The sequence below is a fragment of the Rhodococcus sovatensis genome (genome assembly GCF_037327425.1).
Classification (GTDB): Bacteria; Actinomycetota; Actinomycetes; order Mycobacteriales; family Mycobacteriaceae; genus Rhodococcoides; species Rhodococcoides sovatense.
The window spans coordinates 3,821,102-3,843,894 of record NZ_CP147846.1 but is presented as its reverse complement, the minus strand read 5'-3'; the positions used below and the strand labels follow the sequence as shown (position 1 = coordinate 3,843,894).

Annotated in this window: 23 protein-coding genes; 17 read left to right on the top strand and 6 right to left on the bottom strand. The window is 62.7% G+C overall.

Annotated elements, in window-relative coordinates:
* Window positions 1–2 precede the first annotated feature (2 nt).
* A complete protein-coding gene (locus WDS16_RS17875; RefSeq protein ID WP_338886541.1) occupies window positions 3–863 on the top strand; it encodes an asparaginase in 861 nt (286 codons plus the stop codon).
* 7 nt (window positions 864–870) lie between these two features.
* Here the strand turns inward: WDS16_RS17875 and WDS16_RS17870 are convergent, their stop codons facing one another.
* Entirely contained in the window at window positions 871–1,683 is an 813-nt protein-coding gene (locus WDS16_RS17870) for an MOSC domain-containing protein (RefSeq protein WP_338886540.1), read from the bottom strand.
* A 21-nt stretch (window positions 1,684–1,704) separates the two neighbouring features.
* Here WDS16_RS17870 and WDS16_RS17865 point away from each other — a divergent pair, with 21 nt between their 5' ends.
* Window positions 1,705–2,277, top strand: a complete 573-nt coding sequence (locus WDS16_RS17865; protein WP_338886539.1) for an isochorismatase family protein — start codon at window positions 1,705–1,707, stop codon at window positions 2,275–2,277.
* On the opposite strand, the gene WDS16_RS17860 is transcribed toward WDS16_RS17865, so the two are convergent.
* Window positions 2,274–2,876, bottom strand: a complete 603-nt coding sequence (locus tag WDS16_RS17860; protein ID WP_338886538.1) for a hypothetical protein — start codon at window positions 2,874–2,876, stop codon at window positions 2,274–2,276. The two genes, WDS16_RS17865 and WDS16_RS17860, sit on opposite strands and share 4 nt — an antisense overlap.
* A gap of 41 nt (window positions 2,877–2,917) precedes the next feature.
* On the opposite strand from WDS16_RS17860, the gene WDS16_RS17855 reads away from it, so the two are divergent.
* Complete coding sequence (locus tag WDS16_RS17855) at window positions 2,918–4,324, top strand: glucose-6-phosphate dehydrogenase (RefSeq protein ID WP_422395840.1); 1,407 nt, start codon at window positions 2,918–2,920, stop codon at window positions 4,322–4,324.
* A 31-nt stretch (window positions 4,325–4,355) separates the two neighbouring features.
* Here WDS16_RS17855 and WDS16_RS17850 read toward each other — a convergent pair whose 3' ends face one another.
* On the bottom strand, window positions 4,356–4,556 hold the full coding sequence (locus tag WDS16_RS17850) for a PspC domain-containing protein (RefSeq protein WP_338886536.1): 201 nt from the start codon (window positions 4,554–4,556) through the stop codon (window positions 4,356–4,358).
* Window positions 4,557–4,709: 153 nt separating this feature from the next.
* Here WDS16_RS17850 and ppk2 point away from each other — a divergent pair, with 153 nt between their 5' ends.
* On the top strand, window positions 4,710–5,621 hold the full coding sequence (ppk2, locus tag WDS16_RS17845; protein WP_338886535.1) for a polyphosphate kinase 2: 912 nt from the start codon (window positions 4,710–4,712) through the stop codon (window positions 5,619–5,621).
* A 700-nt stretch (window positions 5,622–6,321) separates the two neighbouring features.
* Window positions 6,322–7,158 (top strand): alpha/beta fold hydrolase, encoded by an 837-nt coding sequence (locus WDS16_RS17840; protein WP_338886534.1) that lies wholly within the window; start codon window positions 6,322–6,324, stop codon window positions 7,156–7,158.
* Here the strand turns inward: WDS16_RS17840 and WDS16_RS17835 are convergent.
* The gene (locus WDS16_RS17835; RefSeq protein WP_338886533.1) at window positions 7,106–9,193 is read right to left on the bottom strand and encodes a prolyl oligopeptidase family serine peptidase; all 2,088 of its coding nucleotides are present in this window, start codon (window positions 9,191–9,193) and stop codon (window positions 7,106–7,108) included. The two genes, WDS16_RS17840 and WDS16_RS17835, sit on opposite strands and share 53 nt — an antisense overlap.
* A 43-nt stretch (window positions 9,194–9,236) precedes the next feature.
* Between WDS16_RS17835 and WDS16_RS17830 the strand changes: the two genes are divergently transcribed.
* From WDS16_RS17830 to WDS16_RS17775, 12 genes are all read left to right on the top strand, one after another.
* Window positions 9,237–9,881, top strand: coding sequence for a GAP family protein (locus WDS16_RS17830; protein WP_338886532.1), 645 nt, complete (start codon window positions 9,237–9,239; stop codon window positions 9,879–9,881).
* A complete protein-coding gene (locus WDS16_RS17825) occupies window positions 9,878–10,819 on the top strand; it encodes a dipeptidase (RefSeq protein WP_338886531.1) in 942 nt (313 codons plus the stop codon). The genes WDS16_RS17830 and WDS16_RS17825 overlap by 4 nt, the downstream gene beginning before the upstream one ends.
* Window positions 10,820–10,872: 53 nt before the next feature.
* Entirely contained in the window at window positions 10,873–12,276 is a 1,404-nt protein-coding gene (gene lpdA, locus WDS16_RS17820; protein WP_338886530.1) for a dihydrolipoyl dehydrogenase, read from the top strand.
* A gap of 249 nt (window positions 12,277–12,525) precedes the next feature.
* A complete protein-coding gene (locus tag WDS16_RS17815) occupies window positions 12,526–13,311 on the top strand; it encodes an ABC transporter permease (protein WP_338886529.1) in 786 nt (261 codons plus the stop codon).
* A 1-nt stretch (window position 13,312) separates the two neighbouring features.
* Window positions 13,313–14,185 carry an MlaE family ABC transporter permease gene (locus tag WDS16_RS17810; protein WP_422395685.1) on the top strand — a complete coding sequence of 291 codons (873 nt, stop codon included), beginning with the start codon at window positions 13,313–13,315 and terminating at the stop codon, window positions 14,183–14,185.
* A 4-nt stretch (window positions 14,186–14,189) separates the two neighbouring features.
* Window positions 14,190–15,227, top strand: a complete 1,038-nt coding sequence (locus WDS16_RS17805) for an MlaD family protein (protein WP_338886528.1) — start codon at window positions 14,190–14,192, stop codon at window positions 15,225–15,227.
* Window positions 15,224–16,231, top strand: coding sequence for an MCE family protein (locus tag WDS16_RS17800; protein ID WP_338886527.1), 1,008 nt, complete (start codon window positions 15,224–15,226; stop codon window positions 16,229–16,231). The genes WDS16_RS17805 and WDS16_RS17800 overlap by 4 nt, the downstream gene beginning before the upstream one ends.
* The gene (locus WDS16_RS17795; protein WP_338886526.1) at window positions 16,228–17,229 is read left to right on the top strand and encodes an MlaD family protein; all 1,002 of its coding nucleotides are present in this window, start codon (window positions 16,228–16,230) and stop codon (window positions 17,227–17,229) included. Before WDS16_RS17800 ends, WDS16_RS17795 begins: the two co-directional genes overlap by 4 nt.
* Entirely contained in the window at window positions 17,229–18,335 is a 1,107-nt protein-coding gene (locus WDS16_RS17790; RefSeq protein ID WP_338886525.1) for an MCE family protein, read from the top strand. The genes WDS16_RS17795 and WDS16_RS17790 overlap by 1 nt, the downstream gene beginning before the upstream one ends.
* A gap of 8 nt (window positions 18,336–18,343) precedes the next feature.
* Window positions 18,344–19,366, top strand: coding sequence for an MlaD family protein (locus WDS16_RS17785; protein WP_338886524.1), 1,023 nt, complete (start codon window positions 18,344–18,346; stop codon window positions 19,364–19,366).
* On the top strand, window positions 19,363–20,307 hold the full coding sequence (locus tag WDS16_RS17780) for an MlaD family protein (protein ID WP_338886523.1): 945 nt from the start codon (window positions 19,363–19,365) through the stop codon (window positions 20,305–20,307). The genes WDS16_RS17785 and WDS16_RS17780 overlap by 4 nt, the downstream gene beginning before the upstream one ends.
* Before the next feature lie 14 nt (window positions 20,308–20,321).
* Window positions 20,322–20,879, top strand: coding sequence for a hypothetical protein (locus tag WDS16_RS17775; RefSeq protein WP_338886522.1), 558 nt, complete (start codon window positions 20,322–20,324; stop codon window positions 20,877–20,879).
* A 22-nt stretch (window positions 20,880–20,901) separates the two neighbouring features.
* Here the strand turns inward: WDS16_RS17775 and WDS16_RS17770 are convergent, their stop codons facing one another.
* On the bottom strand, window positions 20,902–22,005 hold the full coding sequence (locus tag WDS16_RS17770) for a DUF4873 domain-containing protein (RefSeq protein WP_338886521.1): 1,104 nt from the start codon (window positions 22,003–22,005) through the stop codon (window positions 20,902–20,904).
* Window positions 22,002–22,772, bottom strand: a complete 771-nt coding sequence (locus tag WDS16_RS17765; RefSeq protein WP_338886520.1) for a TetR/AcrR family transcriptional regulator — start codon at window positions 22,770–22,772, stop codon at window positions 22,002–22,004. Before WDS16_RS17765 ends, WDS16_RS17770 begins: the two co-directional genes overlap by 4 nt.
* Window positions 22,773–22,793: the final 21 nt, after the last annotated feature.

Genomic DNA, 22,793 nt, shown 5'->3' with positions numbered 1-22,793 from the left:
GCTTGTCTTACATTGCCCTGCTGACAACGGGCGGAACCATTGCCAGCAGTCGCGACGAGAACGGCATCAGTCGTCCGGGTCCCGGCGCCCTTGGACTCGATGTCGCGTCCGAGGTGAAGGTTCGCCACCTGATGTCCAAGGACAGTTCGACGTTCGACTTCTCCGACATGGGCCGGATTGCCGACGCCGTCGCCGAAGCACTCGTCGACGAGGCGTGCCAGGGCGTCGTCGTGCTGCACGGCACCGACACCATGGAAGAATCAGCGCTGCTGGTGGACCTGTTCCACGACGACCCTCGTCCGGTCGTGTTCACCGGCGCCCAGCGCACGTCCGACCACGACGCTCCGGACGGTCCCGTCAACGTGGCTGCCGCAACGGAACTGGTTCTCGACGACACCAACCGTGGACGCGGTGTTCTCGTTGTGTTCGGCGGACGTGCACTGCCCGCACGCGGCCTGTCGAAGTGGCACACAACCGATCTCGATGCGTTCATCAGCTCTGCGGAACCACGGGTCGTCGTCCCGAGAGTCGACCTGACAGGAGTGCGGGTCGACATCGTGGCCCTGTACCCGGGGGCCGATGCGGTAGCGATCGAGGCGTTCGTCGCTGCGGGTACCGACGGAATCATCCTGGAGGCAACAGGTTCCGGGAACACCAATGCGCAGATCGTCGACGCCGTGAAAAACTGCGGCGTCCCGGTGGTGGTCACGACGCGCGTGCCGGTCGGCCCAATCGAGCCCACCTACGGCGGTGGTGGAGGAGGGGCCGACCTCGTCGACGCCGGGGCGGTGTTCTCGCCGCTGCTGCGCGCAGGTCAGGCCCGAGTAATGCTCGCCGTGCAGATCGCGTCGGGGAGATCGTAGGCTGCCGCTACAGTTCCGTATCGCCCCAGCTCGCGACGGTGATGTCGTCACCCACGGTCACCGTCCCGCCACGGATGACGGTGAACTTCGATCCGAACGCCACGCCCTTCTGTCGTGCCGTGCGATACGTCGCCAGTGTCGCCAGCGGTTCGCGCCCGTCACGGCGGCCGAGGCTCTGATCGACAGTGGTGACGGGGCATCGGATCGCAAGTTTGGTGTAGGTGAGCTCGGTATCGCCGATCGCGACGCTGCGGACCAAGTCTTCGGTGTGCGGCGAATCCCAGCCGTCGACGACGATGTTGGGGCGGAAGCGGTTCATCGGCAACGCGGTGTCCAGCCGTGAATTGAGCCCGTCCAAGGTGGACTTCGACAGTATGTGTACGGCCGAACTGTCCGCGAATCCGGCTGTCCCGGGCGCTATTCCATCCGTGACCCGATGGAAGTCCTCGGGTACTGCGACGAGACGTGACTTCTCGCCGATCACCTCGCTCAGGAACGACGCAACGTCATCGCCTTGATCGATGCCGCGGAACGGGCGGCCGAACATCGTGACGTCGCACGACGAGGAAGCCTTGTCGATCGGGCAGGTCACCGAACCGGCGTCCGGGTAGTGGAGCGTCAATCCGTCGACGTCGATCGTGGGGCGAATCAGAGCCAACACCGGATCGCGTCGCTGGCTGCGGAAGGACAGATCCTCGTCGACGATCATGAATTCACGGTCGTGCTCGATACCGCGGAACGTCATGCGCGCGGACCGAAGCGAGAGGCCCGCACAACCCTTGACCGGGTAGCAGACCAACTCGGTAACCGCAGCATTCACAGTGACGAGGATACTGGGGTCATGACACGTGCTCTCCTACTAGTCGATGTACAGAACGATTTCACCGAGGGCGGTGCGCTCGGTGTCGTGGGCGGCGCCGAGGTCGCGCGGCGAATAAGCGGGCTTCTCGCGAGCGAAGGCGACGCATACGACGTCATCGTCGCGTCCCGGGATTGGCATGATGCCGACAGCGACAACGGTGGCCATTTCGCAACCGACGAGCCGGCGAACTTCACCACTACCTGGCCCGTCCACTGTGTTGCGGGCACCGAGGGTGCCGAATACCACCCGGACCTGGCCCTCGGATCGGTGGACGTACATGTGTTCAAAGGGCAGGGAAAGCCGTCGTATTCGGCGTTCGAAGGTTCGACGGACGACGGAGTGCCCCTTCGTGAGGTACTGGCGAGCAACGAGGTGACCGACATCGACATCGCCGGGATAGCCACCGACTACTGCGTCCGGGCATCGGCGCTCGATGCGATCGCCGCTGGGCTGAAGGTGCGAATCCTCACCGGCTTCATCGCAGGGGTGGCGTCTGAGACATCGAACGCTGCCTTGAACGAACTGTCCGACGCTGGGGCAGAACTCGACTAACGGGAGTCGACCGTCGTCGTGATCGAGGTGACCGAGGGAGCTGCGGGTGTGCTGCCGAATCCGAATGTCACTGGGGGAGTGACGGGCGTCAGGTGTCCGAGGTCTTCGCCGCGCCACGATGCCTCGGCGGCGGTGATCCTGTGCTGGTGACGGGCACCGTAGTACTCGCGTCTGCCGTTCCCCGCGCTGCCACGGGTGCGCACACCGCGCAGGACGACGCGGGCTATCGGGTCGGAGATGCGGCAGAACCACGGTGCCGTAGACACCGCGTTCGGGACCAGATGAAGCAGTCGGCCGAGTGCGGTCGGCTGCCCTGTCGTCACCGAGACGCGAAGATCGTCGGCAGCGAGTTCGACGCTGTTTCCGCGCTGGCTGAACTCCACCGGAGTGAGGTAGACCTCGTCGAACGTGTATGTTGCGGTAACGAATTCACGCACGTTCTCGTTGGGTGCGAGCAAGAGCCGATGGCCATCGGTGAACTGCACCATCACATCGGTGAACTCGCCGAGCGGTGAGTTGGTCCAGTGTCCGATCACTATGCGCACACCCGAGTCGGTGCCTATCCCGAATATCTCGCCGTGAAACCGTGACCTTCCCATCACACCGACTGTAGCCACAGAGGCGCCCCGGTCGGTGCATGATGGTTTCCATGGCGTCTTTGCAACCCACGATCTTCGTCCTGTTCGGCGCGACCGGTGACCTAGCCAAGCGGATGGTCCTGCCGTCGTTCTACCAACTCCACGTCGAGGGCCTGCTGCCCGATAAGTGGTTGCTCATCGGAAACGGTCGCCACGACACCCCGGACGAGGAGTTCCGCGATCACGTCCACGATGCGCTGAAGGAGTTCGGTTCCGACCTCGATCGCGCGGATTGGGACGAGTTCTCCCAGCGCGTCAGATTCGCTGGCAACGGATTCACCGTCGACGATCCGGGTCAGCTCCCCGAGGTGGTGGAGGCCGGGCGCACGGACGTCGGTGACGACGCGCAGCTCGTGCACTACATCGCGCTGCCGCCGAGTGCGTTCGAGGACTACACCGCGGCACTCGGCGCGCATGGCCTGGCACAGGGCGCGCGGGTGGTCTACGAGAAGCCGTTCGGCACGTCGCAGGAGGCATTCGAGCAGCTGGACAAGGCTGTGCACGCGGTACTGGACGAGAAACAGATCTACCGGATCGACCACTTCCTGGGTAAGGAGGCCACGCAGAATCTGCATGTCCTGCGGTTCGCCAACGGGATGATCGACGGAATCTGGAATTCCGACCACGTCGCGCAGGTGCAGATCGACGTGCCGGAAACCTTGAACATCGACGATCGAGCAGAGTTCTACGACAGCACCGGCGCTGTGCTGGACATGCTCGTCACGCACCTATTTCAGGTCGCTGCGGAGATCGCGATGGAGCCCCCGGCGTCGTTGCGGGCCGAGGACCTCCAGTCTGCGCGGGAGTCGGTCATCGGGTGCTTCCGGCCGATCGAGGTGTCCGAGGTGGTCCTCGGACAGTACGACGGATACCGGGACGTCGAGGGCGTCGCCGACGATTCGACGGTCGACACCTTCGTCGCCGCGAAGTTGTGGGTCGACACCGATCGTTGGCGCGGGGTGCCGTTCTTGCTGCGGACCGGAAAGATGTTGGGAGTCAGCGCACAACGAGTGTCGCTCGTGTTCACCAAGCCTGCGAACAGTCCGCTGACCGATCTTCCACACGACGGTGCAGTGCTGTCGTTCGATCTGTCCGGAAACGGTGCCATCGACATGGCGATGACGGTGAAGGAGCCGGGACCGAATTTCGATCTGTCGGTCGGGCATCTTTCCTTGCCGCTGCCGGAGGTTCCGGACGCCGAACCGCTGTCGCCGTATTCGCGGTTGATTCTCGATGTGCTCAACGGAGATCGTTCTTTGTTCACCAGACCGGACGGGCTGGCGCACGTGTGGGAGGTTGCGGCACGGCTGCTCGACAACCCGCCCGCGATCAAGCAGTACGCGGGCGGGTCGATGGGGCCGAAGGAGTCCGACGAACTTGCGTCGCCGTGCGGTTGGTTGGTGCGCTGACGCCGACTACCAGCGTGCCCGATCGACAGGTTCAACGCTGGGGCATCAGCATCCATGCGGCGAGGTAGACGAGTGCCAGCGTGCCGCCCGAGATGAAGGCGCCGATGACGGCGAGTACTCGGACGAGGTTCGGGTCGATCCCGAAGTACTCGCCGACGCCGCCGCAGACACCGGCGATCATCTTCTGCTTGTCGGAGCGTACGAATTCTTTGGGAGGGTTCGTGTATGTCATGGGAAGAATTCTGCGCGTCGCACGGGGTCCGGCACATCAGGAAGATCCCCTATCTTCGACCCTGAGGTTGTCGAGGTACCGCGAGTGTTCGAGCGTCTGGCGTTCACCGAACCGTCACCGTTTCGTTCCCGCTCACGGCTAGCTTTTTGCACCATGACTCTAGATTTCAGCTCGATCGGTGATATCGCCACTGCCGTCGACCTTGCGGACACCTCCGGATTCACCGTCGACGACAACGACGACGACGATCCCATCCTGCTGACCGTTCCCGACGGACGAGTCGTCGACACGTGGCGTGAGGACTATCCCTACGAGGAGCGGATGACGCGCGCGGAGTACGACATGGAGAAGCGGCTGCTGCAGATCGAGCTGCTCAAACTCCAGATGTGGATCAAGGACACCGGCCGACGCCACGTGATGGTGTTCGAAGGGCGCGACGCTGCGGGCAAGGGTGGAACGATCAAGCGCTTCATGGAGCACATGAACCCGCGCGGAGCACGCGTCGTCGCCCTGGAGAAGCCATCGGCTCGCGAGTCCACGGAGTGGTATTTCCAGCGCTACATCCAGCACCTGCCCGCTGCCGGCGAGATCGTGATGTTCGACCGCTCCTGGTACAACCGTGCAGGCGTGGAGCGTGTCATGGGGTTCTGTGACGAGGACCAGCATGCGCGGTTCGTCCGTCAGGCACCTCTGTTCGAGCAGATGCTCGTCGACGACGGTGTGAGTCTCACCAAGTTCTGGTTCTCGGTGTCTCAGCTCGAGCAGCGGACGAGGTTTGCGATCCGCCAGGTCGATCCGGTTCGGCAATGGAAGCTCTCGCCGATGGACCTGGCTTCTCTCGACAAGTGGGACGCGTACACGGCGGCGAAGGAGGAGAGCTTTCGAGCTACCGACACCGACGTCGCTCCGTGGACGATCGTCAAGAGCAACGACAAGAAGCGCGCCCGAATCAACGCGATGCGGTTCATTCTCAACAAATACGACTACGCGAACAAGGACTTGGAAATTGTCGGAGAAACCGACCCGTTGCTCGTCGGGCGCGCCCGTGACGTGATCGGCGAGTGATTCGCGCATTCCTTGCGAGTATTGGCAAGAAAATGACATGCCGCTTTAACCAGGGCTAATACCTGCAATAGCGGGGGCGTCGCCGCCTGCGCCCAATAATGCGGTAAAAACGTACATGAGCCGTGATCGATCGGCTCGTTTCCAATAGGAGGAGTGCTCATGGGTTCTGCAGAAATCTTCATCAACGACATCATCAGCGGCGTGTACGACGGCGTCATCGATGTCATCTCCGGCCGGATCGTCGACCTGCTGTTCTCGGGCAGCGCAGCCTGATTCGCTAGACCATACGCGGCGTCGGGGGCCGCGGTGGTCGAAAGTTGCCATCTGAAACAGGTTTCCTGTTTACCGGCGAAATACATGCATATGGACTTTTATTGTCGATTCGTAACCAATTCGCTGTGGGGTTGGTAGTAATACATCGGGCAGCGGGAGTATTCGAAAGATATTCGCTGACCAGGTATCTCACCTCGAATCGAAGGAGTTTCACAGATGTCCATCAAGCCCTCGAACAAGATCGAACTCTCAGACCTCCTCAGCCTCCTTTCGCTGCTGTCGGGCAGCTCCGAGTCGGGTTCGAGCGAGACGAGCGCATCGGCTTCCCTTTTCTGAGCGTGTAGCTCGAACGACCTCTTCCACGAACGCCGATCGAGACCGCTACCGGGGTTTCGGTCGGCGTTCGTCGTGTGCAAGTCTTTACCGAGTGCAGACCGTGCCGATCCAGATGCCCGACGGCTCGACCGTCCCGGTGAATCTGTTCGAATCCTCAGAGCCACGTTCCGATCTGCCGGTGATCGTCGTTCTCCCTGGTCTCGGCATTCCCGGCGGCTACTACGTTCTGTTCGCCCAGGCGCTGACCGCGCGCGGATTCCACGTGGCCACGGCCGACCTCCGGGGGCAGGGTGACAGCCGGCCCAAGCCGAGCGGGGCGAGCAAGTACGGGTATCAGGAACTGGTTTCGGTCGACTTTCCCGCCATTTTCGAGGTGGTCCGGGAGCGGTTCCCCGACGCCACCCCGTACGCTCTCGGCCACAGCATGGGCGGTCAGCTCGCATCGCTCTATGCCGCCCGTATCCGTGGTCGCCTCGGCGGTCTGATCCTGGTCGCCTCCGGCTCGCCGTACCATCGCGGTTTCGGTATCGCGCGCGGCGCGTCGCTGTTCGTCGGCGCTGCCGCTATGTCGTTGACCAGTAGTGTTGCGGGCTTCTGGCCCGGTGACCGCATCGACATCGGCGGTTTCGGGCGCCAATCCAAAGTGCTGATCGACGACTGGTCCCGTTTCGCCCGCTCGGGCAAGATCGAACCGGCAGGTGCGGACATCGACTACGAGGAACGCATCGCACGGCTGACCTTGCCGATCCTCGCTGTCACGCTCGCCGGCGACGACCTCGCTCCACGCAGCTCGATGACCAACCTGTTGGCCAAGTTCCCGAGGGCGGACATCACAAGGCGACACCTGGAGTCGCCGCGTGGTCACAATGAGTGGATCAGGCAGTCGTCGACGGTTGTGGACGAGATCGAGGCGTGGTTCGCTCGGTGACCCCTGGGTGGGTCAACGACTTCCAGAGGAACTGGTAGGCCAGCGCCGTCTTGAACGCCAACTGAGCGTTGTCGGCGGCGCCGCCGTGCCCACCTTCGATGTTCTCGAAGTAGCTGACGTCCTGGCCGACTTCTTCGAGCCGGGCCGCCATCTTGCGGGCGTGACCGGGGTGCACTCGGTCGTCACGAGTGGAAGTAGCGATGAGAATCGGTGGGTACGCTCGCTCGCTCGCCGGGACGACGTTCTGATACGGCGAGTACTCGGAGATGAACTTCCACTCCTCGGGGTCGTCCGGGTCGCCGTACTCCGCGACCCACGACGCCCCGGCCAGCAGCAGGTGATAGCGCTTCATGTCCAGCAGCGGCACCTGGCAGACGAGTGCCCCGAACAGTTCGGGGTACTTGGTCACCATGATGCCCATCAGCAGACCGCCGTTGCTGCCGCCTTGCGCACCCAACTGCTCAGGCGTCGTGATCCCGCGGTCGACGAGGTCACGCGCGACGGCAGCGAAGTCCTCGTGCACCAAATGCCGTCCGGCGCGCAGAACCTGAGTGTGCCAGTCCGGCCCGTACTCACCGCCGCCGCGAATGTTCGCCACGACGTAGGTCCCGCCGCGTTCCAGCCATGCAAGCCCGATCGAACCGCTGTACGACGGCGTCATCGAGATTTCGAATCCGCCGTAGCCGTACAGCAACGTCGGGCCCGGGTCGGCGTCCTGCCTGCGCACGACGAAGTAGGGGACCTCGGTGCCGTCTTCGGACACGGCGAAGTGCTGGGCAACGGACATGCCATGGGCGTCGAAGAACGACGGTGCCTGCTTCACGATCTCGAGGTCGCCGCCGACCGTGCCGAACAGCAGCGTCGCGGGGGTCAGGTATCCACTCGACGACAGAAAGAACTCATCGCCGTTCTCCTCCGGGTCGGTTCCGACGATCTCGGTGGAGGTCAAGTCCGGAAGCCCCGTGAGAGCTTCGTCGTTCCAGCCGTCCGCAACCGGGGTGAGGACGCGCATCTCGGTCTTCACGTCGACGAGGGTGACGACGATGAGGTGGTTCTCGGTCCAGGCGTACTGATGTAGCGAGCGGTGGGCATCCGGGGTGAACAGCACCGCCATATCTCGCTCGCCTGCCAGGAATGCGTCGAAATTCGTGGCGAGCAGCGCGCCGGACGGATATGTCACGTCGCCGATCGTCCACTCGGTCATCGTGCGGACCAGTAGCCACTGCTTGTGGACCGAGGTCGTTGCGTCGGTGGGCGTCTCGACGAGTGTGAGCACGTCGTCGTCGAGCAGGTAGAACTCTGCGTTGTAGAAGTCGGTTGCTCGTTGGACGAAGTCGCGTTCGAAGCCGGGAGTTCTGTCGTGCCACGCCGAGATCGAGATGTCGCTCGCTTCGCCCTCGTACACCACGGTCGCTTCGGCGAGCGGTGTGCCACGCAACCACCGTTTCACAATCCGCGGGTAGCCGGATTCGGTCAGTGAGTCCTCACCGAAATCGGTTCCGATGTAGACGGACTCGGCATCGATGTATCCGATGTCGGTCTTGGCCTCGTCGACATGGAAGCCGCCTTCGAGTGGGCCTCGGAATGACCTTGTCCGGAGATCGAACTCGCGTACGACGGTGGCATCGGCTCCACCACGGGACATGGTCACCAAGGCGATGTTCTGGTCGGGGCGTAGTACCTGTGCACCGCTCCACACCCAGTTCTCGCCCTCGGCTTCGGCGACGGCGTCGAGATCGAGCAGTACGTCCCATTCCGGTGACGCCTTGCGGTATTCGTCCATCGTCGTCCGGCGCCACAGCCCACGCACATGGGTGGCGTCGCGCCAGAAGTTGTAGAGGTATTCACCTCGGCGCCGCGCGTACGGAATTCGAGCGTCCGTGTCGAGGACCTGAAGGATGCGCGATTCGAGGGCGTCGAATTCGTCCCCGGCGAGGGCCGCCGTGGTGGAGACGTTTCGACTGCGGACCCAGTCGAGGGCCGTGTCGTCGGTGACCTCTTCGAGCCACAGATAGGGATCGCCGGTAATACTCATGCGTTCTTTCTACTGCACGAGCTCGCGGGTACTGTCCCGAAGGATGACCGGCCATGCGCTGACGCTCGCACTCGTAGGTCTCGTGGTCATGGTGTGGCCGTGGTCTGTTCTACCCGCATTTCTGCTCGCAGCGACCGAGCGCGGAGCAGCGAAGTCGGCCGCGTACGCGGTCGGGTACGTCGCGGCGCTCGCGATCGTCATGGTCCTCGCCGCAACGCTGTTGCCGCCGGGGCCACGCGCGAGAGCGACCGGGCATCTCGTCGCGTGGATCGAACTCGTGATCGGGATCGCGCTTGCGCTGTTCGTGTTGGTCCTGTGGATTCGGCAACGCAGGCGCGAGGAGGTGACACCCAAGTGGCTTCGCGGACTCGATCGCATCGGGATCGTGGCGGCCTTCGTGCTTGGGTTGTGGGTGCCGAACTACATGCTGGTCACCGTTGCAGTGGCCGAGCTGACGTTGCTGGGACTTCACGGTGTAGAAGCAGTCCTGGTGGCAGTGGTGTGGGTAGGTGTCGCCACATTGGGAGTGGTGACACCGCTGCTGGTGCTGGCTCGATCGGGCGCACGAGCCGCTGCAGTGCAACAGGCGTGGCGAACCTGGCTGGTCGAGCACAGTTCGGCGATCATCTACGTTGTTCTCGGACTGGTGTCGGTGGTGCTCGTCGTCAAGGGGGGAAGCGCGATATGAACCTGTGGGAACAGCACTCCTGTCTGCCGCTGGTCGAGACGGCCGACGTCGCGGAGCTGGCGAGGTATCCGCTGGGGAGCTACGTGTCCGTCAATGTCGGATACTCGCCGCACTCGAAGTCAGACTCCACGGCGCTGTGTGAAGACTTCCGGCGGAAGGCTCTTGCAGACAGTCGATTTCGGATGGTCGAGCAGGTCGAGCCCGGCGAGCAGGGCATGACGACGCTCGCTTTCGACCTGGAGGATTCCCGGCCGATCGAGGGCGACCTCGACAACGTCCGTCACTTCTACGACCTCGGCGTCAGGTCGATGCTGCCCACGTACAACTACGCCAACGCGGCAGGGTCCGGCTGCCTCGATGTCGACGACACCGGCCTGACGTCGTACGGCCGCGACCTGGTTCAGGAGATGAACCGCACGGGAATGCTCGTCGACGGTTCGCACTGCTCCATCCGCACCGGCCTCGACATCGCGTCGACGACGGAGCGGCCGATGATCTACAGCCACTCGAATTTCGCTGCGCTGTGGCGACATCCGCGCAACATCACCGACGAGCAGGCCATCGAATGCGCGAGGACCGGGGGAGTCGTCGGCATCAACGGCGTCGGGATCTTCCTCGGCGCGAACGGCCCGGACGAGGGGCTTCGCCGTGTGCAGGCGATGGCCGATCACATCGAGTACGGCGTGGAGCTGCTTGGGATCGACCACATCGGAATCGGCTCCGACTACTCGTTCGACGCAGAGGATTTCAACACCGAACTTGCGGCGAATCCGGAGGCGTTCTCCGAGGAGTACACCCGCTACGGCCCGCTGCAGTGGGTTCCGCCCGAGGATGTCGTCACACTGCCGGCGGTGCTGCGTGAGCGGGGGTTCGACGAGACCGCTGTTTCGGCTGTGTACGGCGGAAACTTCCGACGCGTCGCGGCAGGCTACCAGTGAGTAACTGGACCGTCTGAAGACAGGGATTCAGGACGGGACTATCCTGGTGAATCGTGACCTCACACTATGACGTCGTTGTCCTCGGAGCCGGTCCCGGTGGGTACGTCGCTGCTATCCGCGCGGCACAACTCGGACTGAGCACTGCCATCATCGAGAAGAAGTACTGGGGCGGTGTCTGCCTGAACGTCGGCTGCATCCCCTCGAAGGCACTTCTCCGAAACGCCGAGCTGGCGCACCTCTTCACCAAGGAGGCGAAGCTGTTCGGTATTTCCGGTGAAGCATCCTTCGACTTCGGTGCGGCTTTCGATCGCAGCCGCAAGGTTGCGGACGGCCGCGTCAAGGGAATTCACTTCTTGATGAAGAAGAACAAGATCCCCGAGTACGACGGCAAGGGCACGTTCACCGATGCCAACACCATCGAGGTGGAGCTGAGTAAGGGTGGCACCGAGACGCTCACGTTCGACAACGCGATCATCGCGACCGGCAGCACCACCAAGCTGCTGCCCGGCACCGAGCTGAGCAAGAACGTCGTCACCTACGAAGAGCAGATCATGACGAAGGATCTGCCGGGCTCGATCCTGATCGTCGGCGCGGGCGCCATCGGAATGGAATTCGGCTACGTCCTCAAGAACTACGGAGTCGACGTCACCATCGTCGAGTTCCTCGATCGCGCGCTCCCCAACGAGGATGCGGACGTCTCGAAGGAAATCGAGAAGCAGTACAAGAAGCTGGGCGTCAAGATCATGACCGGCGCGGCCGTTCAGAGCATCGACGACGACGGCTCCAAGGTCACTGTCGCGATCAAGAACAACGCCTCGGGCGAGACCGAGACGGTTACCGTCGACAAGGTCATGCAGTCCGTCGGCTTCGCGCCCCGAGTTGAGGGCTTCGGCCTCGAGAAGACCGGCGTCGAGCTCACCGATCGCGGCGCGATCGGTATCACCAACACGATGCAGACCAACGTCCCACACATCTACGCAATCGGTGACGTCACGGCCAAACTTCAGCTCGCTCACGTGGCCGAGGCTCAAGGTGTCGTTGCTGCCGAGACCATCGGCGGCGCGGAGACCCTGCCGATCGACGACTACCGCATGATGCCTCGTGCGACGTTCTGTCAGCCGCAGGTCGCCAGCTTCGGATTGACCGAGCAGCAGGCTAAGGACGAAGGCCGCGAGATCAAGGTTGCGAACTTCCCGTTCGCCGCCAACGGCAAGGCGCACGGACTCGGCGACGCCACCGGCTTCGTCAAGCTGATTGCCGACGCGCAGTACGGCGAGCTCATCGGTGGCCACCTCATCGGACCCGACGTCTCCGAATTGCTCCCGGAACTGACGTTGGCCCAGAAGTGGGATCTGACGGTCAACGAGTTGGCCCGCAACGTTCACACCCACCCGACGCTGTCGGAGGCTTTGCAGGAAGCCATCCACGGCCTCGCAGGACACATGATCAACTTCTGATCTTCGAATCGATCGGCGGCGACCACTTCGGTGGTCGCCGCCGTTGTCGTCTGCGCAGCCCTTCGGCCCCCGGCCCGATCCCATTCGACCAGGTAGAAGTCTGTGACTTTTCATAGCCACAGTAAGTGAGGAAAACGTCACTCGGCTGACCGCTGGCTGGTAATTTCCCTTTCCTGCGCGCGGGGGACTCGCGCTACACACGAGGCCGGGGGTGGGGAATTGTCGTCGCCGACTTCGACGCTCGCACGCGTGAGCGACGGAGTTTCCAGTGGATTCGCCTCGTTCGGTCAGACGCTGGAACTGGGCGTTCTAGCCTTCGTTCACCTCGTCCGCGATGTCGTCACGCTGCGACATCCGTGGCGCGACACCGTCGAACAAGCCTGGTTCGTCGTCACCGTCACAGTCGTTCCTGCAGTCCTGGTGTCGATTCCGTTCGGCATCATCGTCTCTGTCCAAGTCGGAAGCCTGACCGACCAAATCGGAGCGACGTCGATCGCCGGTGCTGCAGGGGGGCTCGGGGTGATCCGGCAGGGTGCGCCCATCGTTGCTGCGTTACTGCTGGGCGGTGCTGCGGGGGCTGCCGTTGCAGCGGATCTGGGGGCGCGCACGATCAGGGAAGAGATCGATGCTTTGCGCACCATGGGCATCGATCCGGTACGACGACTGGTCGTTCCGCGACTGGCGGCATTCATCGTGATCGCGCCGCTGCTGTGCATCCTCATCATCTTCATGGGACTCGCCGCCGGATACGCCATCAATGTCGGCTTTCAGAGCGGAACACCGGGCAGCTACATCAGCTCGTTCGCCTCGTTCGCGTCGGTCGGCGACTTGATCGTCGCCTTGGTGAAGGCCGAGATATTCGGCATCATCGTCGTAGTCGTCGCCTGCGACAGGGGACTGAACGCCGCGCACGGGCCGCGAGGAGTCGCCAACGCGGTCAACGCGGCGGTAGTGCTGGGAGTGGTGTCTGCGTTCGCGGTCAACGTCGTCGTCACTCAGTTGGTCGCGATGTTCATGCCGCAGAGGCTGGGCTGAGATGGCTACACCGTCGACATACACGGTTCATGGCACCGCCGGACTGACTCGCGTCCTTCGCCGGGTCGGTCGAATACCGGGCAATGCAGTCGAGATGCTCGGCCATCAACTCACGTTCTGCTTCAAAGTCCTCGTTGCGATACCGCACACCATTCGGTCCTACCAGCGTCAGACGTTGCTGATCTTGAGCGACATCACTTGGGGCAGTGGCAAGTTGATCGTCGGCGGTGGAACCGTGTCCGTGCTGGTCGTGTTGGGCGTCGCCGTGGGCGCATCCGTTGGTATCGAAGGATTCAACACCCTGGGCATGGTCGGGATGGAACCGCTGACCGGTTTCGTGTCGGCCTACGCGAGTACCCGTGAACTTGCCCCGATGATCGCGGCGATCGGATTCGCGACTCAAGCGGGATGTCGAATGACAGCCGAGATCGGTGCCATGCGCATCTCCGAGGAGATCGACGCTCTGGAGGCCCAGGGAATTCAGTCGATTCCGTTCGTCGTCACCACGCGGGTCGTCGCCGGGATCGTCACCATCGTGCCTCTCTATCTGTTGACGTTGATTCTGAGTTACGTCTCGTGCGCAGTTGTCGTACGAATCGTCGGTGGGCAATCGTCCGGAACGTACGACCACTACTTCAGCGCATTCCTTCAACCCGTCGACGTGCTCTACTCGCTGATCAAGGCCGCCGTTTTCGTCGTCACCGTCATCATCATCCACGGGTATCAGGGCTACTACGCAACAGGCGGACCCGAAGGCGTGGGACGCGCCTCCGGTCGAGCTGTCCGCGCCAGCCTGGTTGCGGTGGTCGTCTTGGACACGGTCATGACGTTGGTGCTGTGGGGATTCGACTCAGGGATAAGGATTTCAGGGTAAAGCGATGGCTGTGTTCGATGATCTGACCGGGCGTTCGGCCGGTCGCGCTACGCTCCGCCTGCGCGGTATTGCGGTCGCTGCGGTCGCCGTCGTGCTCGCGTGCACTCTGAGCGCGTATGCACGCGGAGCTTTCGAATCGACCTTCGAGCTGAGCATCGATGCCGCCTCGGTCGGGGACGGACTGACTCCCGGCGCCGAGGTCAAGTTTCGCGGGGTGTCGATCGGATCGGTAGTGCGGATCGAGACTGTCGGATTCGGACGGCAGCGTATCGACCTGGAGCTCGATCCGAGCCAGTCGCGAGAACTCACCGACACCATGCAAGCCCAGTTTTCTTCGTCCAACGTCTTCGGCTCCACGGCAGTCGAATTGGTCTCGGATGGAAGCGGTCGTCCGCTGTCGCACAACTCCACCGTGACGATCGCGGACGACAATCGTGGAGCGACAGTGACCGGGGTGTTCCGGCGCGTCGCAGATCTGACCGAAGTTCTCGATTCGGACCAGGTCCAGAACTTGCTGGATGTACTTGCAGACACCTCGGTCGATGTGAGCCGAAACTTGAAGCCGTACTTCGATACTGCCCAGATGCTCACCGATCACCAGACCGATCCGCTCGCTTGGAAGTTGCATCGTGGCGCGGAGCTCGGGGAGGGATTGAACAATCTGGTTCCGCCTGTGCTCGATCTGGTGATCGACATCCTGGACAAGAGCGCATACGTCGAAGGGCAGGCCGATCGGACGAGAACGCTGAACGCGATCAACGGACTCAGCGACCAGCTGCTGGTACCGATCGGGGATCTGTTGAAAACCGGCAACCCACACCTCACGAAACTGCTGTCCACGGTTCTGGATCTGTTGGTTCCGATCACCGCATCGCTCGGCACCCTGGCCCCGAGCTACGACAAGGTTCCCGAGGTCATCGACGGGATCGCTGACGCTTTCCCCCTGGTCGAGGGCAAGCCACAGCTTCAGCTCGATCTGATCGTCCGGACGATGCCCAATCTCGCGGGTGCGGTGGCGTCGTACGAGGAAGCTACGCGATGATCAAAGTTGCAGCGCCACTTGCCAAACTGCTCGCTTTCATCGCTGTCACTGCAGTATGCGCGGTGATCATCGTCGCCGCGCTGCGCACACCGGTAGCGGGGCCCACTTCGACATACGCTGCCGAGTTCGACGATGCATCCGGCTTGTACGTCGGTGACGATGTGCGCATGTCCGGGGTGCAGATCGGCAAGGTCTCCTCGGTCGAACTCGACGGTGGTCTCGCCCGGGTCGAGTTCAGCGTCGAAAATGCCAGGCCGGTGTTCGTCAGCACGCAGGCGGCGGTTCGTTACCAGAATCTACTCGGCCAACGCTATCTCGAACTGGTACAGACGGATCGCGACCCCGGCGCGGTCATGGCAGCGGGAGCCACCATTGCACGCGAGCAGACGATTCCGTCGTTCGACATCTCGGCGTTGTTCAACGGATTCGAACCGATATTCGACACACTCGACGCCGCTCAGCTCAATCAGTTCGCCGAGAATGTGTTGCGCATGGTCCAGGGGAACGGCAGTGGACTGGGGCCCGTGCTTCGGGACGTAGACCGCATCACGCAGTTCGCCGTGCAACGCGAGGCCATCATCGGGCTTCTGATCGACAACCTCGGCCAGATATCGGGGACGATCGGCGGGAAGTCGGCCGCGGTTGCCGATCTCATCGAGGAACTGACCGGGCTGGTATCGCGACTGAGTACCGAGATGACCGGAGTACTGGGCGCGCTCGATCAGGCGAACTATGGGTTGGGCCCGCTCGTCGGGCTGGCGGAAGGACTGCGCGACGCGTACGACGGGGGATACATGCCCATCGATGGTCTGCTGCGGCGTCTGTTGCCTCAGACCGAACAGGTCACCGAGATTCTGGCGTTGACGCCGGGACTTCTCACCGGACTCAATCGAAGTATCCCGACTCCGGCGGCGCAGACGTACACGTGCAGTAGAGGACAGCAGGACATTCCGGGTATCGGTCTCGTCGTTCTCGGTGGACAGAAGTTGGTGTTGTGCCGATGAAACGCAAAGGTGTACGTGACGAGCAGTCCGAGAACAAGACCCATCTCTTCTGGGGATCCGTCGGTGTCGCGGTGGTCACCGTCATGATGCTCGCAGCAGGTGCGGTCTACGCAATGCCGTTCGGGGAACGCACCTACACGGCCAACTTCGCCACTGCTGCCGGTGTGAAACCCGGTGACGAGATCAGGGTGGCGGGAATATCGGTCGGATCGGTCCGATCCGTCGCGCTGGCGGGAGACCACGTCGACATCGAATTCGGTGTCAGCCGTGAGGTCTTCGTCGGCGAGGCCTCGACGCTGACGGTGAAATTGCTGACGCCCATCGGCGGTCACTACATACTCCTGAAATCGGTCGGGAACGAAGAACTCGGCTCGACGGAAATTCCGCTCGAGCACACCGAGGTCCCGTACGAACTCTCCGACGTCATCGAGACATCGACGCCTCTCGTCCGCGACATCGACGGCAGTACCTTGCGGGAGACAGTTGCCGAACTCGACGCTGCTCTCGGAACTCAGCCGGAGTCGACCCGTGCCATCGTCGACAATCTTTCGTCGTTGACGGACGTGATCGCGCGGCGCACGGAACAGCTCGAACAAGGCCTTGTCGTGTCCGACGAATATGTCGGTGCGCTGTCGGACGATCGCGTGATGCTCACTGAGCTGGTCCGCCAACTCGGCACTCTCACCGAAGGATTCGGTAGCAAGCGGCAGGAGGTGGTGGGGGCGTTCGACCTGCTGCACAGGCTCTTCCTGTTGTTCCACCGGCCGGTGATGGCATTCGAGGAGGGGCTGGAGCCGTCGATCGTTCAGCTGGAGGAGATCACGCAGAAACTGTTCGCCAGGCTCGGCGAATTCGACGGGGCGATCACCACCATGAAACAGAGTTCGGATTCCCTCGCCACCCTGCTCGGCGAGGGCAATGGACCGATGATCGACCAGTCGCAGAGCACGATTGCCGGCATCGACGTATGCATCCCGTTGCCGGAAAGGGCGTGCTGATGCGCAAGACAGTGTTGCTCGGAGTGTCGGTTCTCGGCATCGTTGCGCTGACGGGGGGTGCGGCGTCGGCAAGTGGGGTGATCGACTTCTCTACTCGTACGTCGGCGGTCTGTGCGGAGTTCACCGATGCCGTCGGTCTGTACGAGGGGAATTCGGTGACGATGCTCGGGGTCGTCGTCGGGACGGTCGAGCAAATCGAAAGTTCGGGCGACGCCGTGGTCGTGACCATGGATGTCGACGACAGCGTTCGGTTGCCGGCCGACGTAGGGGCGGTCACGCTGTCGAGTTCGATCGTCACCGATCGTCGCGTGGAATTCACCGCGCCGTACCGTCAAGGTCCCGAGTTCGATCGCACGAGCTGTATCCCCCTGGACAGAACCAGAACCCCACTCGGGATCAGCGATACGCTCGACGCCGTCACGGAACTGGCGTCGGACCTTCTCGGCCCTGCGGACGCGACCGGTGCGCGTGAAGACATCCTCGGGGACACCTTACGGTCGGTCGACGGTTCGTTCCGGGGTTCGGGTGCGCAGTTGAACGCGGCGCTGAAGCAGTTGGCCGAGTTGGTCGGTGAGCCGGCAGACCGCGACACCACCGTTCGGCGACTGATCGACAATCTCGACGGCTTGATCGACACGTTCGCAGTGAGTTGGCCGGACGTGGCCAAACTTCTCGACAATCTGAAGGCCGGCATGATCACGTTGTCGGAATTCACGCAAGCCTTCGGGGGCGCGGTGCTGCTGACGGTCGACTTCATTCCGCCGCTCGTGCGCACCATCGCCAAGTACGACGACAAGGTCTACGGACTTGCCGACCAGTTGATCCCGGTCGTGGACGTGGCGCTCGGCAGAATCGGTGACATCAAGGACATCCTCGAGCAGGTTCCCACCGTCAGTGACAACTTGACGACGATGTACGACAGCGATCTGCAAAGCGGGCGGTTGATCTACCGCCCCCCACAATTCGAGATCGACACCAACTCGCCCAACGAGATCTGCGCGCTGCTGAACAAGTACTCGCCCACCTGCTCGGCGAACCAGCAACGCGGGGACGTCATCGATGTCGGCCTCGTTCAGCTCATCCTAGGGTCGGCGGGGTGGCGATGAAGCGCGCGATGAGCACCATCAGCAGCGTTTCGCTGGCCATGGTGCTTGTCGGGTGTGGTCTCGATCCGGTAGACCTGCCGATTCCCGGTAGCTACGTTGCAGGTGAGCAGTATTCCGTGGAGATCGAGTTCGCCAGTGTCCTCAACCTTCCGCGTAAAGCGAAGGTCGTCGTCGATGGTGTCGACGCAGGGGTCCTCGAGAAGGTGGAACTGGTCGGCACGACTGCGGTCGCCACTGTCGACCTCTCCAGTGCAGTGCAGTTGCCGAAAGACACCCGGGCCGAGCTCAGACAATCGACGATACTGGGCGAGATCTACATCGCGCTCCTACCGCCTGCTGAATCTTCCGGAACCGAAATGCCCACCGAAGCAGGCTTTCTCACTGACGGTGATGTGATACCGATCGAACGTACCGTGCCCGCGGACAACGTCGAAGATGTTCTTCGAGGGCTGTCGAACGTGGTAGCAGGAGGGCACTACGTGCAGCTGCAGGAGGCAGTCGACAACTTCAACGCCGCCGTCCCACCGGATCCGGCGGTCCTGGACTCCGTGAACACTGCAGCGCGCGCAGCTGTGACGGACATCGGCGACAACACCGACGAGATCGACCGGATTCTTGCAGCAGCGGAGGGCGTTTCGACGACGATCGTGGCGCGTCAGTCCGGTGTCGATCGAGTGCTCACCGTCGGCCCGTCTCGCGCATCGGGGTTGTCCGAGGTGCTGTTCAGCGTCGTCCACTTGATCTTCACCCTCGGCTACATGTCGCAGAATATCGGGGATGTGCTCGCCGAACCGTATGACGAGTTGCACGATGCCGTCGGCATCATCGCTCCTGCGCTCGTCACGATCGGCAGTGCGGACTCGACGGTCCCCATGAACGTGGACAAGGTGAACAGTCTGCTCCGCGACCGCCTGATCCCGTACTTCCAATCGACTCCGAACATCGCACTCCGTTCGGTCTCGGTCGAGGGTGCGACGGCACGAGCCGACGACATGATCGGAATTCTGCGCGGGATCGGAATCGTCCGATGAGATCGTCCGCGGTACTCTCGCTCGTCGCGCTGCTGGTTCTCACGTTCGCCGGGGTCGCCTACTTGACTGTCGGTGTTCTCGACATGGATCCACGACGGACGGACAACCATGTGACCGTCAAGATGGAATCTTCCGGTGGGTTGATGCAGACCTCGCAGGTGACTTCCCGCGGAATGAAAATCGGTACAGTGCAGGCGATATCGGTGACGCCGGACGGATTGGACGTGTCGATCGCCCTCGACGCGAGCAAAGACGTCGCCGTCGACTCCGACGTGGTCGTCGCCAACCTGTCCGCCGCAGGTGAGCAGTACATGGATATCCGGCCCCGTCACTCCGGCGGTCCCTACCTGCAGAACGGGGACGTGATCGAGAGCACCCGAGTGACCGCCGCCGCTACCGTCAGCGAAACCTTGCAGTTGGGTGATGCCCTCGCTGCACAACTCGATACATCGGCACTGTCAGGTCTGGCCGTGACGGCATCGGAGGCCATCGACGGGCGCGACAGTGACATCGACACGCTGGTGGAGACGTTTCGATTCCTGGCGGCGACTCTGCGGGACAAACGGACCCAGATCGAGAATCTGTACGACAACGCACAACAAGTCGGGCGGAACGGCTACGGATACGGCCCGGTCCTGACCGACGCAGCGCCGTACGTGGGAGAGACGGGCGCGGGTGTCACCGGGTTGCTCGAGTCCTTCAACCAGTACTCCTATGTGGCGTCCGATGTGTGGGACGATCCCCTCGGCCCACTGGCCGTGCGGATCGATGGATATCTCACGCCGCTCAACCCTGATCTCGCGCTGATCGCGACACTGCTGAAGCCGTATACCGCGCCGATCAAGCCCCTACGCGTAGACGCTGGCTCGATCGTCGATGTCTTGACCACTGTGTTTCCACGCGGAGGGCCTGCGAAGCTCTCGGTGGAGATGCCGAATTGATCGGAGAGGTCCGCATGACCGAAGTCGAGACAGAATCGACACGCGACAGCGAGACAGCAACCGCACCTGCTACTGGCAGCTTCTGGACTCGCTGGCTGCCGACAGGCATTGCAGTTCTCGGAATTGTCTTGGCCGTGGTGTTCGGATTCCTGTGGCGTTCTGCCGCGGGCGATCTGGCGGACTCGGCCGCCCGCGACCGCGATCGGCAGATTGCCGTGAACACGGCGACCGAATACACCGAACGATCGCTGACCTACGACTATCGAAACCTCGACGCCTTCTTCGGCGGGGTCGACGAGGGTGCGTCGCAATCCCTACGGGACAGGTACGACGGTGTCAGGGAGGCGCTGACGGCCATCATGACCGAATCTCAGGTGGTCGCGTCTGGTGAAGTGCTCTCTGCTGCGGTTGATTCCGAATCCGGCGGTGAGTACAAGATCACGGTGTTCGCGCAGCAGACTACGCACAATGTGCAGCAACCCGATGCCGGCGAGGTTCCGAACCTGCTGTCCCTCACCGTGACGAACCAGGGTGGACAGTGGCTGGTCAGCGATTACGGGCCGAAGACCTAGGCCTCGCTCGGCGGGCGTCAGGCTATTTCGGCTTGGTGGCGCTGACGAATTGGGCGAGTCCGCGGATATCCTGTTCGATCTCGGTCATCGACGCTTGCTCGAATCTCGATGTGAACGTGTCTTTGTCGAACATCCGCACTCCTACCCGCTCGGAGCCGATTCGCAACACCGTCCTCACGGGGGCGAGCTTTCGGCCGTAGCTGGTCATGATCGCGATCCGGCCGCCAGGGCGCAGTACGCGGAGCAGTTCTTCGACCACCACCAGCGGCTCGGGTATCAAGTACAGCGCCGCATAGCAGCAGACTGCGTCGAACGTGTCGTCGGCGAACGGAAGTGCTTGCGCATCACCTCGCGCATACGCGGCGTGCGAGCTTCGGTTGTCACGGACGGCGCGCGCGATCATCTGCTCGGAGATGTCGAATCCCACTGCAACACCAGCGCCGGACAGATGCGAGGCGAGGTGTTTGGTGAAGTTTCCTGGGCCCGACGCTACGTCGAGGACGGTCATCTCACCGGAGAGCCTCAGATCGGCGACCGCCTTTTCCCGTTCGGCAGACATCGACAGGCCTCCTACACCCATCATCGCGATACCCGCAGGCCGCCAGATCTTCTCGTATATCGATGCGACGAGCGGATTGTTCATGGCGCGGGTCGCGGCCGTCGTGGAGGGCGCGGACGCACCGCCGAGTAGTTCGACATAGCCGCCGGAGATGTCTGCGGCCGCGCGTAGTTCTGCGGGCTCGACGAGCGCAAGCGCGCGACGAAGGGCGGCGTCTACGGTCGACTCAGGTTTCTCGTCGGCTTCTTCAGTCGGCGGCGGCACGATCGAGTACGGGGGGGTTCCCGTGCCCTGCAGACGGTAGCGCCCCCAGAAGTCGATGTCACCGACGGTGACATCAGCATGGCCGACCTCGGTTCGCAGAGTTCCGGACCGACTGCGCCCGGCAGAGTTCTGCATGAACTCGTGCAGTTTCTCGTGCGGGTGGACGCGGCCGTACCAGCGATAGCGGCCATCGATCGGCTGAGAATGCCCACGTAGGTCCACTCGTACGTCGAACTCGACCGGCTCGTCGAATGCCAGCGTCGCGGTCCCGTGAAAGTCGGGTCTACCGGCCAGGTCGCTCACAGAAGTTCGTCTCCTTCGGTCGAAAACGCGGTGTGCAGGGGCTGGTCGGCATCGATAGTGACTCCCGCTATGACACAGGAGGACTCGACTATTCCCACCATGAGTGCGGCGACGTACGAAGCAAAGGTCTCTATTGTCATGACGGGCGGTCGTGCATCGGAGTCTCCCAGCCACCAATCCGTCGCCGACGCCACCGCGCCGAACGCGGAGTAGGAGACCAGTTCGATTGCGGAACTGTTCTCTGGATCCGCACCGGTAGCGTCAGCGAACACCTCGGCGAGCTTCCTGGCCGCAGCGCGCGCCGAGTCCAGTGCGGGATCGGGGCCTGCGCTCGATTCATCGGTGCGCCGGTTGCCGGCGCGTCCGGCGAAGTGACTGTGAACGAGAAAGCGGAACAGGTTCGGTTGTTCGGACACGATGACTGCGTACTCGGAAGTTCCACGCTCGATCAGAGTGCTCACGGAATCCTCGAACAAGTTGGTAGCAAGCAGGATTCGGTTCCACAGCATCTCTCGGACGTGTTCGACTATGGCCGCGTACAGATCGGACTTGTCGGCGAAATGGCGGTAGAGTTTCGGCTTCGCCGCACCGGCGGTGCTGGCGATATCGCCCATGCTGACGTCGGGACCGTGGCTGTCGATAGCCGTCAACGCGGCGTCGACGAAGCTCTGCCGCACCGCTTGGCGGTGCTCGCGCCACCGCTCACTGCGAGCGTCCGGCTTTGGCGGACTCTCGTCAGGGTTGACACGTTCGGTGACCTCGACCACACTTGGATAGTACCCATTACC

Coding starts and splice junctions, on each gene's coding strand:
- WDS16_RS17865 (WP_338886539.1), top strand. CDS start 1,705: ATGACACGTGCTCTCCTACTAGTCGATGTACAGAACGATTTCACCGAG.
- WDS16_RS17860 (WP_338886538.1), bottom strand. CDS start 2,876: ATGGGAAGGTCACGGTTTCACGGCGAGATATTCGGGATAGGCACCGAC.
- WDS16_RS17855 (WP_422395840.1), top strand. CDS start 2,918: ATGGTTTCCATGGCGTCTTTGCAACCCACGATCTTCGTCCTGTTCGGC.
- WDS16_RS17850 (WP_338886536.1), bottom strand. CDS start 4,556: ATGACATACACGAACCCTCCCAAAGAATTCGTACGCTCCGACAAGCAG.
- ppk2 (WP_338886535.1), top strand. CDS start 4,710: ATGACTCTAGATTTCAGCTCGATCGGTGATATCGCCACTGCCGTCGAC.
- WDS16_RS17835 (WP_338886533.1), bottom strand. CDS start 9,193: ATGAGTATTACCGGCGATCCCTATCTGTGGCTCGAAGAGGTCACCGAC.
- WDS16_RS17830 (WP_338886532.1), top strand. CDS start 9,237: ATGACCGGCCATGCGCTGACGCTCGCACTCGTAGGTCTCGTGGTCATG.
- WDS16_RS17825 (WP_338886531.1), top strand. CDS start 9,878: ATGAACCTGTGGGAACAGCACTCCTGTCTGCCGCTGGTCGAGACGGCC.
- WDS16_RS17810 (WP_422395685.1), top strand. CDS start 13,313: ATGGCTACACCGTCGACATACACGGTTCATGGCACCGCCGGACTGACT.
- WDS16_RS17805 (WP_338886528.1), top strand. CDS start 14,190: ATGGCTGTGTTCGATGATCTGACCGGGCGTTCGGCCGGTCGCGCTACG.
- WDS16_RS17800 (WP_338886527.1), top strand. CDS start 15,224: ATGATCAAAGTTGCAGCGCCACTTGCCAAACTGCTCGCTTTCATCGCT.
- WDS16_RS17795 (WP_338886526.1), top strand. CDS start 16,228: ATGAAACGCAAAGGTGTACGTGACGAGCAGTCCGAGAACAAGACCCAT.
- WDS16_RS17790 (WP_338886525.1), top strand. CDS start 17,229: ATGCGCAAGACAGTGTTGCTCGGAGTGTCGGTTCTCGGCATCGTTGCG.
- WDS16_RS17785 (WP_338886524.1), top strand. CDS start 18,344: ATGAGCACCATCAGCAGCGTTTCGCTGGCCATGGTGCTTGTCGGGTGT.
- WDS16_RS17780 (WP_338886523.1), top strand. CDS start 19,363: ATGAGATCGTCCGCGGTACTCTCGCTCGTCGCGCTGCTGGTTCTCACG.
- WDS16_RS17775 (WP_338886522.1), top strand. CDS start 20,322: ATGACCGAAGTCGAGACAGAATCGACACGCGACAGCGAGACAGCAACC.